The following is a 15,508-nucleotide window of genomic DNA, read 5'->3' as shown; positions in this document are numbered from 1 at the left end:
CTCCCACTAAGAGCAGGGTGTATTTCAAAAGATATAAATATCCTAACACTTTCAATCGGTCCCTGCAAAGAAGAGCTATCCGCCGGCAAAGCAGAGCTAAATAAAAAAGAGAACGATATACGCAAAGTAAAGGGCAAGAACGCTTACGACGATCAGCAGCGTTTCAAAAACACCGCCGGATTTAGAACTGTTTCTTTGCTTTCTGCGCCCGCTCCTTAACCTTTGCTGCTGAGGCGTCCCCCGCTTATGCCGCGGGCCTTGAGACGGGGCGGATGCCGATGAAGAGCGGGCGGCTCTCGACTGGCGGCTGCTTTGCATTCTGGCCGGCCGTCCGATTGCCAGGAGGTCTCCCTTCATTTCATCAGCTGTTCGATAGCTTCCTTTTAAAGCAGAAGCAAGAATCGGCTTATACCGCTTTAAAAACGGATGTCCGTCGATGACTGACATAAGCTGTTCCTGAGGTCTTGCTGTCTTTTTAAATTCTTTTTTCACCGCACAGTTCACCATAATCATGGCGACTGAAAACAGATCATACGACGGCTCAGCCTTACGGGTTCCGAATTCCCAATAGCCTCTGTCAAAAAACTCAGTATATTCCTTAATTGCCCGGCCTTCTTTTGTCGTCCCGCCTACATCAATGCAGCGGATTTGCGGCGGCGGGCCCGTCACGATTAAATTCTCGGGCTTTAAATCTCCAAACACCCATCCTTCGCGATGAATGGCCGACAAACTTGAGAGAAGCTGGCTGATCAGCACCGGTATCCATTCCTCGCCTTTTTCGTTTACATATCTTAAAAGAAGCGGACCTTCAATATATTCCATCACATAAAATGAAAGTTTTTTGCCCGCACCCGCAACCATCATGTCATCCACATCAAAAAAAGAAGGCCCCATTGCTTTTGCCTGGGCCTTTGAGAAAGATTTCAGAACATTCACTTCCGAGGTAATGGACAGGCTGTCATCGCTCACTTTTAATGCAACGCGGCCCTTTCCTGAATCGGCCAGATACACAACGCCATTCGCCCCCTTTCCAAGCTGTCTGATGATCTTGTAGGAATGATTGTTCCACTTTCCAACAACGGCTGCACCCGGCTTTAAACTAGCCGCCAAACTCGTCGAAGCGTTTTTCATCGTCTTCTAACATTCTCCTTCTTGAGCCGATTTTGTTAAAATGCTGAATCGCCTCTCGTATTGCGGGTCCTGTCGGCGTAATGCCGCCGGCTGAAAGCTTGGAAAATATTGAAGAAAGAGATTCAAACTTCGGGGTCCAATCAAGCACAAGCTCGACCTCTTGTTTTTTCCCGGGAAATATAAGCATCGCAAATTCGTTTTCGCCGATTCTTGAATTGAGACTGATGGAAAGGTCTATCAATGCTTCTTTAACAGTCGGCAGCTTCGGATTCATGCTCGCGCTTGTATCGACAAGAACCAATACATGAAGATGTACGGTCTCGCCGAGCTCATCTACGACTTCCATAACTTCACCGCGTTTATCAGGAGGCAGTTCATCCATTTCGGTATGCTTGCCGAGAATTTGTTTGAGCTCACTATTGACAACGCCTTGAAGGGTTTGCGTCATCGCCTTTTTGGTCACCATTTGAACGGTCTGCGACAGCTGCGACGCGTAAACAACCTGGTGAACTCCCCCGCCTGCGAGAGCGATCCCTTCAACTTCTTTCATCGCCTCCTGATCCATTTCATGCTCGTCCATAATCCCAATCACATTCACGGTAATCCCCTGCTCCTTCGCAAAGGCGGCCATGGCCTGCGGGTCTTCGCCGCGGTTTGAACAGCCGTCCGTCAAAAGCAGGATTTGATTCAAGTGCCCCTTTTTCATCGTTTTTATTCCTCCTGGACAAAGATATCTTGATTTAGTTCCATCATCGCCAGAAGAAATTTGATTTATACGAAAGCTAAGAAATCTCTTGATTCTTTTGGAAAAAAGACGGCGCCGGAATGGAGGCCCACTTTGGCGTATTATGGTCCAGCTTGATAACAATCACCGTCATATCGTCCTCAATCAGACCCGACCTTGTCCGAATCACTTCTTCCATGATCAAGTCGGCGATTTCCTGCGGCTCCTCGGTTTTCAGAGATTTCAATTTGCGCTTCATCCACAGATCATGATTTTCAACATGTCTAGGCCCTTCAAAGATTCCGTCGCTCATCATGATCAAAAGGTCTCCCGCTTTTAATTGCTCGCTGACTACATCAACATCGAATTCTGTAATGATGCCGATCGGCAGATTGCTGGCCTGCACTTTGATAATCTGATCGCCTCTTTTAATAAAGCTCGGGGTGGAGCCGATTTTCAAAAACTTGCAGCTCGCATCCTGAAGATCGATGACCGATAAATCCAATGTCGAATATATTTCATCTGTCGTCCTTAATGAAAGAATGCTGTTGATCGTTTTAATCGCCACTTTTTCGTCGATGCCCGACTGAAGAATCTTTTCCAGCAGCTTGATCGTCTCATTGCTTTCAAAATGGGCCCTTGCGCCATTTCCCATACCATCGCTGATGGCGGCCGCATATTTGCCGGTGCCGAGCTCCATCATATTGTAGCTGTCGCCGGAGACAAGCCCTCCTCCTTTTGCTGCATGCGCGGCTCCCGTCACCACCCTGTATGACTTTGCCGAACCGAAAGCAACATGACAATATCCATTCGGATGGCCGGCACACTGTTCCGCTTTGACGATAATTTGTTCTTCCAAAATATCGGACAGCATCGGAGCGATGATTTTTTCACACTCCCCGTGGCCGTTGCAATACGGGATACTCATTTCGATATCGATATTTCCCTGCTCAAGACTGTAAATTTCGACTTGTTGAATTTCAATGCCGAAATGCTGCAGCGCATCCCGAATTTGTTCTTCTTGAATAAAATGCTGCTCCCTCTCCCTTTTTATTTCCCGAGAAAAGTCCGCCATAACCTGAGAAACTCCGAGCAGCTGCTCTGCGACGAGACGCCTGCTGTCATGCACCTTTTGTTTTAATGTCTGGTTTGCCCTAAAATGAGACAGCTCGTCTTCCATCAGCGCTTCTACTTGCTTTGATTTGGAGCAGTGCTGATGAAACTCCTTTTTCAGCTTGCGGTTTTTAAAATATTGCTTTTCTTCTGTTTCCTGCATAACTCGTTTCATCAAGTCATATGTTTTATCAAAGTTCTGAACCCAGCACTTGTTTTTCTTATAACAGGACTGGCAGGAGTGTTCTGTCACCGTGCTCAAAAACAGATCGATCTCTTTTTCTTTTCCTTCATCATCTGGAACCGAATGATAAAAGGTAGCGAAGCTTTCGGATAATGCGTGAAAAACACTCGAAAACTGATCAACCTTCTGCGCGGTGACATCGCGGATTTTTCTTGCATACTGCTGCTGTTCCTGAGCGTGTTCAGTCGTTCCCGGTATATACTTAGCCACTTTTTTCGTAATCGACTGAGGAGTTAAAAGGAACAGGCCGATTGCAATCAGTGATTCATAAAGTGTCGGCACAAGTTCAGCTGAACCTTCTCCGTACAGAGAAATCAATAGAGATCCGATCAATAAGCCGACCGCTGCACCGAATTTTTTTCCTTCTTTTAACAAACCGCCGAGAAGGCCTGAAAAAGCCAGCAGGCTCATCTGATATAAATTGCCGATATTTGAAAGACTGAGGATCAGCCCGGTCACAACCCCGACTGTACAGCCGATGCTCGCGCCCCCGATGAACGCGAAAGCGAGCACGACATAACGGGCCAATATCAGTTCAGCCTGCATGCCTTGAAAAGAAACGCCTGTCAAACCTGTGAGAACAGAGGCGATTAAAATCATAAAACAAATGATCTCTTCGATTTTCAGCGACTGTTTCGCCCGCTTTGAGGTGACTATCGGCAGGCTTTGCAAAAAAATCAGTGTGAGGATAAACGATAACCCGGCTTCAACAAAAGCCATAATATAGTGATAACCCGAAACTGTTCCGTATTCGGCATATACGAATCCGCATCTTGTCACAGCCATCGCTAAAAAGACGACGACAGGCAGCGTTCTGACGCGGTCTTTTATAATAAGAGACGTCATTTTGGAACATATCGCAAATGCAAACAGAGCCGCAAGCACGAACAGCGAATGCTGAGGCGATATGCTCAGAGCCCCGGCAAGAAGCGCCAGGCATGCAAGAAAAGCTTTATCTTTTTTAATTAAAAGCATCGCTCCGAAAAATGGAAGAGCAAAGGGAATGACCTCTGACAGAATGAAGGCTCGTCCCAATAAAAAACCGATGACCATATAGATCAGCCCTTTATAAAAAAAGAGGGAATATAAATGCTGCATCACAAGCTTCGTCGTGCTGCCAAACCATGAATACAATTTTTGAACAGCAGGTCCAGCTATTGGGCTGTTCACTCTTCTTTCCGCTTTTTCCATGCTCTCATCTCCCACTCGTTTATTCGTTGCTTGCCATTATAGCGAAAGATGAAATAGGATTTTGTCAAAAGAAGGTAATGAATTCAAAGAACTGTTCGACGCTTTTTGTAGCATGCTTCAATCACTCTTGATAAGTCGAGTCCATTCCCGTTATTTTGCGTATTTTTAGGCAGCAAAAAAACCGGCTTCAGAAGAAGCCGGTTTCCGGAATGACCCGTACGGGATTCGAACCCGTGTTACCGCCGTGAAAGGGCGGTGTCTTAACCACTTGACCAACGGGCCTTCATATAAGTAGCGGCGGAGGGGATCGAACCCCCGACCTCACGGGTATGAACCGTACGCTCTAGCCAGCTGAGCTACACCGCCATGTTGTTAATTTCTTTTAACGCACAAGTTCTATAATACAAAGGATTGTCCTATCCGTCAATAGAAATTTTAATAAAAATTTTATGAGAAAATAAAAAGGCATCCGTTGGGATAAGACGAATGCCTTTCGTATATATAGAAAGCAGCAAGTTAACCTCTTCTTGCTCCGCGCCCTCCACGTTTTGATTCCGTGTTGCGTTTTAGAGACGATAAGCGATCTTCACTGTCTTTTAAAAACTTATTCATTTTCTGTTCAAACGTTTCTTTAGAGCGGAAATCATTTTTAGGTCTCGCAGGTCTTGATGATTGAGGACGGTCTACAGCCTTTTTGATCGACAAGCCGATTTTCCCATCTTTCTCAACATTGATGACTTTAACTTCTACTTGATCACCAACCTTCAGATGATCATTAATGTCCTTCACATAGTTATCGGCTACTTCGCTGATATGAACAAGACCTGTTGATCCTCCAGGCAGTTCAACAAACGCTCCGAAATTTGTAATACCTGTTACTTTCCCTTGCAACTTGCTGCCAACTTCAATCGACATAAAAAAAGTGCTCCTCCTTAGACTTAAAAAAGATCATTTGTTTAATTATACATAAAGAAAAAATTAAGTGTCAACAAGGCTACTTGCTCTTATCTTCAAACTTGAAGATGATTTCGCCATCTTTTGAGAGGTAATAATCCTTTCTGGCAAGCTCTGCAACGTAGTCCTCATCCTTTAATTTCACAATCTCATCTTTCAAATCCGATTTTTTTGCTTCCAGTTGTTCCAATTGTTTCAAAAGCTCTGCTTTCTTCTCTTGCTTCGCGCTGATATCCGAAGTCTGCGACCAAAGCGAACTGACAATCACAATCGCCGACAGCAGCACAACGGCGCCGAAAACCATCAACCGTCTGTATAGACCGCGTCTTTTTCTTTTCAGCTGCTGCTGTTTTCGCTCCATCTGCTCTTTGTATTCGTTCTGTATTTGCGATATGTTGCGTCTCGTGGGATCATTCATTCCAGACGGCCTCCCTTCATTTTTTTAAAAGTTTTGCCTTAATGGTTATGAATAGTTTCTTCCCCTTTTCGAAAAATCCTGCTCCTTTTTGCAAAAAGCGTCTCAACAATCCCCGAACCGGGGCGGGAAGAAGCCTGCAGCATTGATATAGTATAAAATAAATCGGATATCCTGCAAATTTTAATATCTTATATAAACATACCGCAAAAAAACGAAAAAGAACATAGATATTTCTCATTGTAAAGAGAATGATGGCTAAAATAGCTTGAAACGCCCATACAACAGGCCGAAACACCATCATCCGCATCATCTTTGAGACCAGCCTGGAGATGAATATAAAAAAGGAAATCATCCATTCCAAAAGCTTGATATAGATCTGCTTAAAAAGGCTTTGATAAGCGGCAAATCCAAGCATGACCGCCAGAAAGATATAAATTCGGAATTCCCCTTCATTCACGCTCAGCAAAACATAGAAAAAAAGGAGACCTTGTACCACCCAAAACAAAAAGTCATGGAAAAACAACAGCCACCTTGCTGTTTTCGAGCGGACGACAAAACGGGTGTAGGTGTCAAGAGAAGCGCCAAGCCATGCCCCCATTCCGGCCATGGCCAGCATCGTATAGAACTGAGTGGTCAGCGTCATTTAAACAACTTGCTAAAAAATCCTTTAGCTTTCTCCCCCTGCTGCTCATCCAAATAGACGAGATCAAGCACTCTTCCCTTGATGGAGACAACGCCTTTTTCCACATCAAGATTCTTCATCTGCAGGTTTTCGCCTCTGACCGCCAGCATGCCCATGACCGTCTCAAGTAAGAATTCCTCATTGTCAAAACTCTCGACCTGTTTGACACCGGATATATCCAGCAGCTTGCGGCCCTTCATCGTCACATTATGTTCAGGACCAGATGCCCCGCCGGAAGGGTTGTGCTGATCATAATATACATTCATCGATTCATCCCCCATATCCTCATACTAAAGATTCGATATTGCATTGTATGAGACGGGGGATTTTTTTAGAACAAGCCTATTCTCCTCCCAGCTTCTCTTCTTTGAGAACGGTATACATATCAGCGGCTTCTTCTTTTTTTGTCGTATCCTTCAATTCATTGACTTTGACGGTTACAAGCTTTTGGCCGAAACGCACCGCAAGCTCGTCTCCCGCTTTGACAACAGAGCTTGCTTTCGCCTGCTGGCCATTGATCGAAATTCTTCCCTGGTCAGCCACTTCTTTTGCAAGCGTCCGTCTTTTAATCAGCCTTGATACTTTGAGAAATTTGTCGAGTCTCATCACTTGTCAGCTCCTTTCAATGTCTTTCGCTTCATTCCACAATTCGTCCATTTCTTCAAGCGTCATACTTTCCAGATCCTTGCCCATGCGCTTTGCAGATTGTTCAATATGCGTGAACCTTCTGTAAAACTTGGCATTTGTCATCGCAAGGGCCTCTTCCGGTTCAATTTTATAAAACCGGCCGATGTTGACGAGCGCGAATAAAAGGTCGCCGAACTCTTCTTTCATTTTTTCGCTGGTCTGTTCGGTTTCCGAAATTTCTGAAGAAAACTCTTTCATTTCCTCGTGGACTTTATCCCAAATATCCTGGACATTCGACCAGTCGAACCCGGTCTTTGCCGCCTTTTTCTGAAGTTTGTTCGCTTTTGACAAAGCGGGAAGCGGCTTTGGAATGTCGTCGAGGAGGGATGGATCGTCCGCTTGTTTCTCCTGCTTCTTGATCTCTTCCCAGTTTACCATGACGTCGGCCTCATCACGAACAGATACTTCTCCGAAGACATGCGGATGTCTTCTGATCATTTTTGCGGTGATCCCGCGAATCACATCGTCAATTGCAAAAAGGCCGTCATCCTCGCCGATCTGCGCATGCAGCAGAACCTGGAGCATCACATCGCCGAGCTCTTCCACAAGGTGGTCTGGATCTTCTTCATCAATCGCCTCGAGCACCTCATAGCATTCCTCAATTAAGTATTTTTTGAGCGATTCATGGGTTTGTTTTTGATCCCACGGGCAGCCGTCCGGTCCGCGCAGCTTCCTGATGACGCTGCGGAACATCGAAAACTCCTGGTACAGAATTTCTTCGTCTCTGACAGGCGGAACGTAGACGCTCGTTAAATTGTTGATGCCCACGCTTCTGTCCAATTCGTAAAGAGGCACTGTCCGAATGTCTTGCATACTGCTTCCTGCCGCTGTGACAATGACGACTTCATAGTCATCAGGAAGCTTTTCCATCAATGTCAGCTTGACCTCTGATGCCGTCATTTGATCATACACCTGGCAAATAATCAAATGATGACGGAGCTCGACTTCGTCAGCGGAAAACCGGACGGCGTCGACAAACTGAAACCCGTCAATCGGATCGATCTGCAAAGCATTTAACGTCGCATCAATAAAGCTGTGGCCTCCCTCGACAACGACATCGGCCTGATAAGCGCCCCGCCTCTCAAGCAAAAGCTGGACCGTTTTTTCAGCGACGAACGGATGGCCCGGAACGGCATAGAGCACATCGCGCTGCTTCGCCTCCTCAAACAGCCTATCTACGATCTCCTCGTAAACATCTTCGAATTGATCATGCTTTTCATAGACCTCATCAAAAAAATGAATCTCCGCTATTTCTTTTTTCAGGTCTTCTATTAATGGATGGTCTTTCGTCCTGACAAAAAGAACCTCCGCTTGTGTAAGCCGTTTATAAACACCGAGGGTTAATTGATTCATATCGCCTGCCCCCAGGCCGACTACCGTGATTTTACCGGCCATGCCTGCCGCCCCTTTCTCGTTTTAATGTCAGGAGCTTGCTGCCAAAAGGTACAAGCTCAAGTTCTTTTTCTGAAAACACGCGTAATGTGAAGATACCGGACAAAAAGACAACGCCGCCGACGAAAACGGCGCTAAGACTTTCCGCCGCCGCGATCCATCTGCTTTTATGAGGTATGGCCGCTTCAAAAGCAAAAAGCCACACCGCCAGAGCGGCCGACATGATCAGAGCCGACAGCAAAACACCGGCTATCCTGTATTCAGGCAGCTTGATCCAGCCTTTCCTTTTCAGCTGAAAAAAATTGAGACCAGCGACAGCGGCGAATGACATCATAGTCGCAAAAGCGGCGCCGGAAATACCGAAACCGGGGATCAGGAGCTCGTTCAATACGGCTTTCACAAAAAAGCCGCAGCAGACGGAAACAGCCGGAAGACATGTATGGCCGAGTCCTTGCAAAACAGCAGTCATCGTGATCGCCAACGATGCAAACAGAATCGACACGCTGAAAATTTGAAGAGCAGCCGTTCCATCGCTGTTCTTAAACAGCATGACATTCACCGGCTCCAAAATGCATATCAGACCGACGGCTGCTCCAGCCCCGATGACGAAGCTCATTTTTAGCGAATACCGGATCTTTTCCTCCAGAACCGCCGTTTCTCCCTTTTTCTTCGCTTTTGTAAGGGACGGGACAAGAGCTGTCGCAATGCTCGCAGCAAAAACGGTTCCCAGCTGCAAAAGCGGCTGTCCCCTGTCATACACCCCTTTTGTATGTTTCGCCTGAAGTTCGTCCATTCCTTGTCCGGCCAGCAATGAATACAAGTTCAATGCGTCGACGAGCTGGATGAGAATCAGCATGAGGCCGGCGGTGCAAATCGTAACCGAGTACAGACACAGATGTTTCAAAATATCGCCTGTACCGGCCTCTATCCCGGCGGCCGCGGAATGCTTTTCACGCTTGGCCCAAAACACGGCGAGAATGAAAAACGCCGCAAGGCCGCCGACAAGGGAGCCAAAAGCAGCCCCTGCCCCGGCGTCATATAAGGAAAAGCCGTTTTTGACGAGCCACCACGTCAAAATGAGGATCGCCCCGACCCGGAGTGTCTGTTCTCCAATTTGAGAAAGTGCCGTCGGAAGCATCCGTTCGCCTCCTTGAAAATAGCCTCTCAGCGAAGACACGAACGGCAGCAGCAAATAAGAAAACGACACGGCGCGGATCACTCCGGCAAGGTCGGGATCACCCATAAACCCTGCGATGGCTCCGGCTCCGGCAAACAAGAGAAGAAAAAAGCCAAGGCCCACAGCCGATAAAAAAAGCATAGACACCCGGAGAATTTTTGCCCGGTTTGCCGACCCGTAATCATTCAATAACTTTGAAATGATGACCGGGAACCCGGAGGTGGCAAGCATCACAGATATTCCGATCATCGGATACACCTGCTGAAAAATATAAAAACCGACATCTCCAACTATATTTTGAAAAGGCACTCTATATACAGCGCTTAATATCTTTGATAATATCCCCGCCAATGATAATACAAAGGCACCTTGCCAAATCCATTGTCTTTGGCCTCTTAAAAACCCCATTCCTTTAAGCTCCTTCCAATGCGCTTTCTCTCCGCTTTCTAAAAAGCGCACGAAACGTGCTTATTATACCATATTCAGGGCTCGTACCCCGCCTGCAACTGTGAATTAAAAAAGAACAGCCCAAAAGGTGCTGTTCCAACTGCTGATGCTGATTCAAGCTGAGAAAAACGCTTTCGGCATTCCAGCTCATTCGTTCGAGCAGGAATGTCAAAATAAAAGGAATGAGACCTATTGTTCCATTTGACGGGCCAAAAAACCGGCGGCGGTTTCAACCGCTTTATGTTCCACTTCGCCGATTGACTGGTCTTTCGAAAAAATGACAACCGCTCCGATCGGATCACCGTTTGCAACAATCGGACCGACGGTATAAGAAGCAACCTCTTCGTCAATACCATCAATAAGCTGAATTGTCTTCGCGTCTCCTTCCAAAACAGAACTGCGCTGATCCATCGCCTTTTCGACCATGTCGCTGATCGATTTGTTTAAATAGTCTTTTTTAGACCCCCCGGATACTGCGATATACACATCCCGGTCGCAAATCAGCACGGAATGGCCCATGCTGTCATAAAGCGCATCAGCATACTCCTTTGCAAAGTCGCCGAGCTCGCTGATCGGAGAATATTTTTTTAAAATAACCTCCCCATCCCGATCCACAAATATTTCCAAAGGATCTCCTTCACGAATGCGCAAAGTTCTGCGGATTTCCTTCGGGATCACGACCCGGCCTAAATCATCAATTCGACGTACGATACCAGTTGCTTTCATCTCTGCTGCCTCTCTTTCATTTGATGATATATCTGGTGGATATAAATAGAGCTGTGTACTTATGTAACACTCTCCACTCTTGATTGGTTTTAGTATCCTTCACATCAAATGTAATATACGCGAGAAACAACAAATTTTTATGATGAAGCGATCGTTTGCTTTTTAACGTTTTGAAGGCCTTTCAATATTTCGAGAAGCGTTTCAAGCCACTCTTCCGGTTGTCGGTTTTTCACTTGAATCGAAATTTTCAATTTCTTCCCTTCCATCCCGAGGCCGATTTGTCTGCCGTACTTGCTGCCGAGTTCAAACAGTTTTTGGCCGTCAATTTCGGCACTCGCTTTTTCGTCAATCGTCAGTCTGACGGCGTCTTTATCCTGTTTGATCAGCTCGACGCGTTCTGTGATGGCATATACCTTCGCCTCTGCGATGGCGAATAAATATTCGACTTCTTTCGGGTATTCGCCGAAGCGGTCGATCATCTCATCTTGAAGCTCGCTCTTTTCTTCAATGGTTGAAATCGCTCTGAACCGTTTATACATATCTATTTTTTGCTTGCCGTCTGTCACATAAGTCTGCGGAATATATGCGTCAAGCTCCAAATCGATTTCCGGCTCAAATTTTTCAGCTTGCGGTACATCTCCCTTGCGAGCTTCTATTGCTTCCTTGAGCATTTGCGAATATAAATCGAAACCGACAGAATCGATGAACCCGTGCTGCTGCGCACCTAAAAGATTTCCGGCGCCGCGGATCGTCAAATCGCGCATCGCGATTTTAAATCCTGACCCGAGTTCTGTAAATTCTTTAATCGCCTGAAGCCTTTTTTCGGCCACTTCCGTAAGGACTTTGTCCTTCCGGTACGTAAAGTAAGCGTAAGCTACACGGTTTGAGCGGCCCACGCGGCCCCTCAGCTGGTACAGCTGGGAAAGCCCCATCTTATCTGCGTCAAATACGATCAGGGTATTGACGTTTGGAATATCAACGCCCGTTTCAATAATCGTTGTGCTGACGAGCACATCCGATTCTCCCTCTAAGAAATTCAGCATGACCGATTCGAGTTCGTTTTCTGTCATCTTCCCATGGGCATAGGCCACCTTGGCGTCAGGCACAAGCATCGAGATTTCTTCCGCTTTTCTTTCAATATCCTCCACCCGATTGTACAAGAAGTAAACCTGACCGCCTCTGGCCAGCTCGCGTTCTATCGCTTCTCTGACCAGGGCTCCGTTGTATTCGACAACGTACGTCTGTACCGGGAAGCGGTTTTCCGGAGGCGTTTCAATGACTGACAAATCTCTGACACCGAGCATGGACATATGAAGGGTTCGAGGTATCGGAGTTGCCGTTAATGTCAAAACGTCGACATTCGCTTTAATGCGTTTAATCTTTTCCTTGTGCGTGACACCAAACCTTTGTTCTTCATCGATGATAAGCAGTCCAAGATCTTTGTACACGACATCCTTGGACAACAGTCTGTGAGTGCCGATTACGATGTCAATCGTTCCGTTTTTCAAGCCCTTGATCGTTTCATTTGCTTCTTTTCTCGTCCGGAACCGGCTGAGCAAACCGATATTAATCGGGTAGTCCTGGAAGCGTTCCAATATCGTTTCATAGTGCTGCTGTGCGAGGATCGTAGTCGGCACAAGGATCGCGACCTGTTTTCCGTCTGCAATCGCTTTAAAGGCGGCGCGGATCGCCACTTCCGTTTTGCCGTAGCCCACATCGCCGCAAAGGAGCCGATCCATCGGTCTTTCTTTTTCCATGTCTCTTTTAATCTCATGAATCGATCTCAGCTGATCCTCTGTCTCCTGATAAGGAAATGCGGCTTCAAACTCACGCTGCATTTCATGGTCGGGAGAAAACGCGTAACCTTTGCTTGCTTCCCTTTCGGCATAAAGCTTGATCAAGTCATCGGCGATATCCTGGACAGAGCTTTCAACCTTTTTCTTAACCCGTTTCCATTCGCTTCCCCCGAGTTTATAAAGCTTCGGCTCTTTGCCTTCGGAACCGACGTATTTTTGCACCTGATCAATTTGGTCAACCGGTACGTAAAGCTTGTCGCTTCCCTGGTAGTGAATATTCAGGTAATCCTTATGAATGCCGTTGATCTCCAGCGTTTCGATCCCTAAATACTTTCCGATACCGTGGTTCACATGGACGACATAATCGCCGATCTGAAGCTCCGAGTAGCTTTTGATCCGTTCGGCATTGGTCAGTTTTTGTTTGCGCGCCTGCTTTTTGACACGCTTTTTAAACAGCTCTTCCTCGGTAATGACGGCCAGCTTGATCATCGGAAGTTCAAAGCCGGATTGAAGACCGCCTTCCATAATGTAAATCTGGCCTTGGGCAAGCGCTGCATCCTGGTCGGCCTGGGCGGCTTCGATGTCATAATCGGACAATACAGACGCAAGTTTTTCGACGCGCTCTTTGCTGTCCCCTAGAAAAACCGTTGTATATTTCGATTTCTTAAACCGTTCAATCTCATTTTTGAGCACATTCATTTGTCCGTGAAAGCTCTGCATTTGCTTGCTTGAAACATTGACGATGTTTTGCGGACTGGTGTGCTGCACATGCCTTAAAAACAGCGAGTAATACAAAATCGGGCGGGACTGTTTTGAAATGAGGCTGTGAAAAGGAAATGACATTGCCGAATCATGAAGGATTTTCCCTTCTTCCAGCAGGCTCGTTACCCATTCTGCCTCTTCCTTTTGCAGCTGGTCTTCCATTTCATGAATACGGCTGATCTCATCTAGTATCAGCAAAGTATTTTTCGGGAAATAATCTAGTAAACTAGCAGGCTTCTCATAGAAATAAGAAAGGTATTTAACCATTTCCTGGCCGATATGCCCTTCCTTGAGCCGCTCTTTATCTTCCGCGATATTTTGGTCGAGAATTTCCTTTTGTTTATCAAGCTTCAGCTTTTTAAGACTGTTGGCAAGGCCTTTATCGATTTGTTCAAGCGCTCTTTGCCGATCTTCATCCCGCACGATCAGTTCCTTCGCAGGGCCGATCGTTACTTCATCGCGCGTTTCCAGTGAGCGCTGATCATCCGTATTGAATATACGAATCGAGTCAACTTCTGTATCAAACAATTCAATCCGGACAGGGTTTTCTTCGGTCAATGAATAGACATCGATAATCCCTCCGCGAATGCTGAATTCGCCTGGAGCCGCCACCATATCCGTACGCTCATACCCCATTTGAACAAGCTTCTGAAGCAGCTGTTCCGGGTCGATGTCGCGCCCCGTCTCAATGCGAATCTGACTGTTTTGCCATACTTCGACAGGGGGCAGCATTCTTCTGACGGCTGCTGCCGGAGCAATAACGATTGGCGTTTCACCGCTTGCAAGCCGATTTAAGACATCAAGCCTTTGCGAGCGCAGCTCAGGGCTTGCCACCGCAATTTCAGAAGAAATCAATTCGTTGACAGGATATAAAAGGACAGGCTGATCTTTTATCAGCCCTGTCAAGTCATCTGTAATTTTTTGAGCCTGATAAAGGTTATGCGTAATTAAAAATACCGGCCGTCTCGTTTCTTTTGTAAGAGCGGCTGTAAATAACGACCGGGCAGATCCGGAGAGCCCCGCAAGCAGCTGTTCCTTCAGCCCTTCGTTCAAGCCGTTGACGATGGATTTAAAATCATCGCTTTTTGTAATATAGGATTGAATATTGTTCAAATGAGCCCCTCCTCTCTTCCTCAAATAGAAAAATGCTTTGGTCTAGTCTCTACACCAAAGCTATTTATTGAATAAACGAATGATATTGGTGATAATCCGGGTTTCGCTCAAGCGCCTCTTGACAATCTTCACATATCGTCTTCACATGTAAATCCCCATTATCCATATAAGAAATCATATCGTTTCTTTCATCGTTTGTTAAGTGGTTAAAGCCTAACTGTTCACTGTTTACATAAGAATGGTCAAGACTTCCGACTTTAACGCCGCAATGCCGGCAATAATAATGTAAAGCCATAAAGGAACCTCCATACCGAGTCTTTTTAAAACTAGTATGTTCCGTTCCCTTTTGCCTTATACCTTGGCATTAAATTCATTCATAACTTCTAAAAAAGGTTTTTCCAGAGAAGCTTCACAGGCCTTGGCCGATTGTCTGACGGCCTCTTGTATCGCCGGCTCTTCTTCATCTGTAAAAGCGCCAAGCACATAGTCGACGATTTTCATGCCGTTGACCGGACGGCCGATTCCGATTCTGATCCGGTTAAACTCCGTTGTTCCCAGATGCTGAATCATCGATTTGATGCCGTTATGGCCTCCTGCGCTTCCTTTCGTCCTCAGACGGATTCTTCCGGTCGGAAGATCCAAGTCATCGTAAATCACTTTCATATTGTCAACAGGGATTTCATAATAGTCCAAAAGCGGCCTCAAACATTCTCCCGATAAATTCATATATGTAAGCGGCTTAACAAGTAGAACCTTTTTGCCGGAAACAAATCCGATTCCGTATTGACCGTTGAACTTTGTTTTATCTAGCGGAATGTTCCACTCTTTTGAGAGCTCGTCGATTGTCATAAAACCTACATTGTGTCTCGTATTTTCATATGTTTTACCCGGATTGCCCAATCCTGCAAACACAAGCATTATTCTATATCCTCCCTTAAGCAAAACCCTGCC

14 protein-coding genes and 2 tRNA genes are annotated in these 15,508 nt (G+C 46.1%); all 16 read right to left on the bottom strand.

What is annotated here, in order from left to right:
• Positions 1–96: 96 nt before the first annotated feature.
• Positions 97–1,131 (bottom strand): protein kinase domain-containing protein, encoded by a 1,035-nt coding sequence (locus KI350_RS21630; protein ID WP_065644002.1) that lies wholly within the window; start codon positions 1,129–1,131, stop codon positions 97–99.
• Positions 1,100–1,837, bottom strand: coding sequence for a vWA domain-containing protein (locus tag KI350_RS21625; protein ID WP_023855976.1), 738 nt, complete (start codon positions 1,835–1,837; stop codon positions 1,100–1,102). The genes KI350_RS21630 and KI350_RS21625 overlap by 32 nt, the downstream gene beginning before the upstream one ends.
• A gap of 76 nt (positions 1,838–1,913) precedes the next feature.
• Positions 1,914–4,403 carry a stage II sporulation protein E gene (gene spoIIE, locus KI350_RS21620; protein WP_065644001.1) on the bottom strand — a complete coding sequence of 830 codons (2,490 nt, stop codon included), beginning with the start codon at positions 4,401–4,403 and terminating at the stop codon, positions 1,914–1,916.
• Between the two features lie 210 nt (positions 4,404–4,613).
• Positions 4,614–4,685: transfer RNA gene (locus KI350_RS21615), tRNA-Glu, on the bottom strand.
• 10 nt (positions 4,686–4,695) lie between these two features.
• A tRNA-Met gene (locus tag KI350_RS21610) sits at positions 4,696–4,769 on the bottom strand.
• A gap of 150 nt (positions 4,770–4,919) precedes the next feature.
• Complete coding sequence (locus KI350_RS21605) at positions 4,920–5,318, bottom strand: S1 domain-containing RNA-binding protein (protein WP_003178226.1); 399 nt, start codon at positions 5,316–5,318, stop codon at positions 4,920–4,922.
• 79 nt (positions 5,319–5,397) lie between these two features.
• On the bottom strand, positions 5,398–5,775 hold the full coding sequence (locus KI350_RS21600; protein ID WP_003178224.1) for an FtsB family cell division protein: 378 nt from the start codon (positions 5,773–5,775) through the stop codon (positions 5,398–5,400).
• 16 nt (positions 5,776–5,791) lie between these two features.
• Positions 5,792–6,418 carry a spore cortex biosynthesis protein YabQ gene (gene yabQ / locus KI350_RS21595; protein ID WP_065644000.1) on the bottom strand — a complete coding sequence of 209 codons (627 nt, stop codon included), beginning with the start codon at positions 6,416–6,418 and terminating at the stop codon, positions 5,792–5,794.
• Entirely contained in the window at positions 6,415–6,723 is a 309-nt protein-coding gene (yabP, locus tag KI350_RS21590) for a sporulation protein YabP (RefSeq protein ID WP_011197470.1), read from the bottom strand. Before yabP ends, yabQ begins: the two co-directional genes overlap by 4 nt.
• Before the next feature lie 76 nt (positions 6,724–6,799).
• On the bottom strand, positions 6,800–7,063 hold the full coding sequence (locus KI350_RS21585) for an RNA-binding S4 domain-containing protein (protein ID WP_003178218.1): 264 nt from the start codon (positions 7,061–7,063) through the stop codon (positions 6,800–6,802).
• A 6-nt stretch (positions 7,064–7,069) separates the two neighbouring features.
• The gene (gene yabN / locus KI350_RS21580; RefSeq protein ID WP_065643999.1) at positions 7,070–8,539 is read right to left on the bottom strand and encodes a bifunctional methyltransferase/pyrophosphohydrolase YabN; all 1,470 of its coding nucleotides are present in this window, start codon (positions 8,537–8,539) and stop codon (positions 7,070–7,072) included.
• Positions 8,529–10,121, bottom strand: a complete 1,593-nt coding sequence (locus tag KI350_RS21575) for a putative polysaccharide biosynthesis protein (protein WP_065643998.1) — start codon at positions 10,119–10,121, stop codon at positions 8,529–8,531. The genes yabN and KI350_RS21575 overlap by 11 nt, the downstream gene beginning before the upstream one ends.
• A gap of 228 nt (positions 10,122–10,349) precedes the next feature.
• Entirely contained in the window at positions 10,350–10,886 is a 537-nt protein-coding gene (gene spoVT, locus KI350_RS21570) for a stage V sporulation protein T (RefSeq protein WP_065643997.1), read from the bottom strand.
• A 137-nt stretch (positions 10,887–11,023) separates the two neighbouring features.
• Positions 11,024–14,557, bottom strand: a complete 3,534-nt coding sequence (gene mfd, locus KI350_RS21565) for a transcription-repair coupling factor (RefSeq protein ID WP_065643996.1) — start codon at positions 14,555–14,557, stop codon at positions 11,024–11,026.
• 64 nt (positions 14,558–14,621) lie between these two features.
• A complete protein-coding gene (gene fin / locus KI350_RS21560; RefSeq protein WP_003178210.1) occupies positions 14,622–14,852 on the bottom strand; it encodes an anti-sigma-F factor Fin in 231 nt (76 codons plus the stop codon).
• 56 nt (positions 14,853–14,908) lie between these two features.
• Complete coding sequence (pth, locus tag KI350_RS21555) at positions 14,909–15,475, bottom strand: aminoacyl-tRNA hydrolase (RefSeq protein ID WP_065643995.1); 567 nt, start codon at positions 15,473–15,475, stop codon at positions 14,909–14,911.
• Between the last annotated feature and the right edge of the window lie 33 nt (positions 15,476–15,508).

This window comes from Bacillus sp. J41TS8 (genome assembly GCF_018333035.1).
Taxonomy (GTDB): domain Bacteria; phylum Bacillota; class Bacilli; order Bacillales; family Bacillaceae; genus Bacillus; species Bacillus paralicheniformis.
This window is presented reverse-complemented; position numbering and strand designations above follow the sequence as displayed.

Bases quoted from the DNA above. Each gene is read 5' to 3' on its own strand.
- KI350_RS21605 (WP_003178226.1), bottom strand. From the start codon at position 5,318: ATGTCGATTGAAGTTGGCAGCAAGTTGCAAGGGAAAGTAACAGGTATT.
- spoVT (WP_065643997.1), bottom strand. From the start codon at position 10,886: ATGAAAGCAACTGGTATCGTACGTCGAATTGATGATTTAGGCCGGGTC.
- yabN (WP_065643999.1), bottom strand. From the start codon at position 8,539: ATGGCCGGTAAAATCACGGTAGTCGGCCTGGGGGCAGGCGATATGAAT.
- KI350_RS21630 (WP_065644002.1), bottom strand. From the start codon at position 1,131: ATGAAAAACGCTTCGACGAGTTTGGCGGCTAGTTTAAAGCCGGGTGCA.
- KI350_RS21575 (WP_065643998.1), bottom strand. From the start codon at position 10,121: ATGGGGTTTTTAAGAGGCCAAAGACAATGGATTTGGCAAGGTGCCTTT.
- KI350_RS21625 (WP_023855976.1), bottom strand. From the start codon at position 1,837: ATGAAAAAGGGGCACTTGAATCAAATCCTGCTTTTGACGGACGGCTGT.
- fin (WP_003178210.1), bottom strand. From the start codon at position 14,852: ATGGCTTTACATTATTATTGCCGGCATTGCGGCGTTAAAGTCGGAAGT.
- KI350_RS21585 (WP_003178218.1), bottom strand. From the start codon at position 7,063: ATGAGACTCGACAAATTTCTCAAAGTATCAAGGCTGATTAAAAGACGG.
- spoIIE (WP_065644001.1), bottom strand. From the start codon at position 4,403: ATGGAAAAAGCGGAAAGAAGAGTGAACAGCCCAATAGCTGGACCTGCT.
- yabQ (WP_065644000.1), bottom strand. From the start codon at position 6,418: ATGACGCTGACCACTCAGTTCTATACGATGCTGGCCATGGCCGGAATG.
- yabP (WP_011197470.1), bottom strand. From the start codon at position 6,723: ATGAATGTATATTATGATCAGCACAACCCTTCCGGCGGGGCATCTGGT.
- KI350_RS21600 (WP_003178224.1), bottom strand. From the start codon at position 5,775: ATGAATGATCCCACGAGACGCAACATATCGCAAATACAGAACGAATAC.
- pth (WP_065643995.1), bottom strand. From the start codon at position 15,475: ATGCTTGTGTTTGCAGGATTGGGCAATCCGGGTAAAACATATGAAAAT.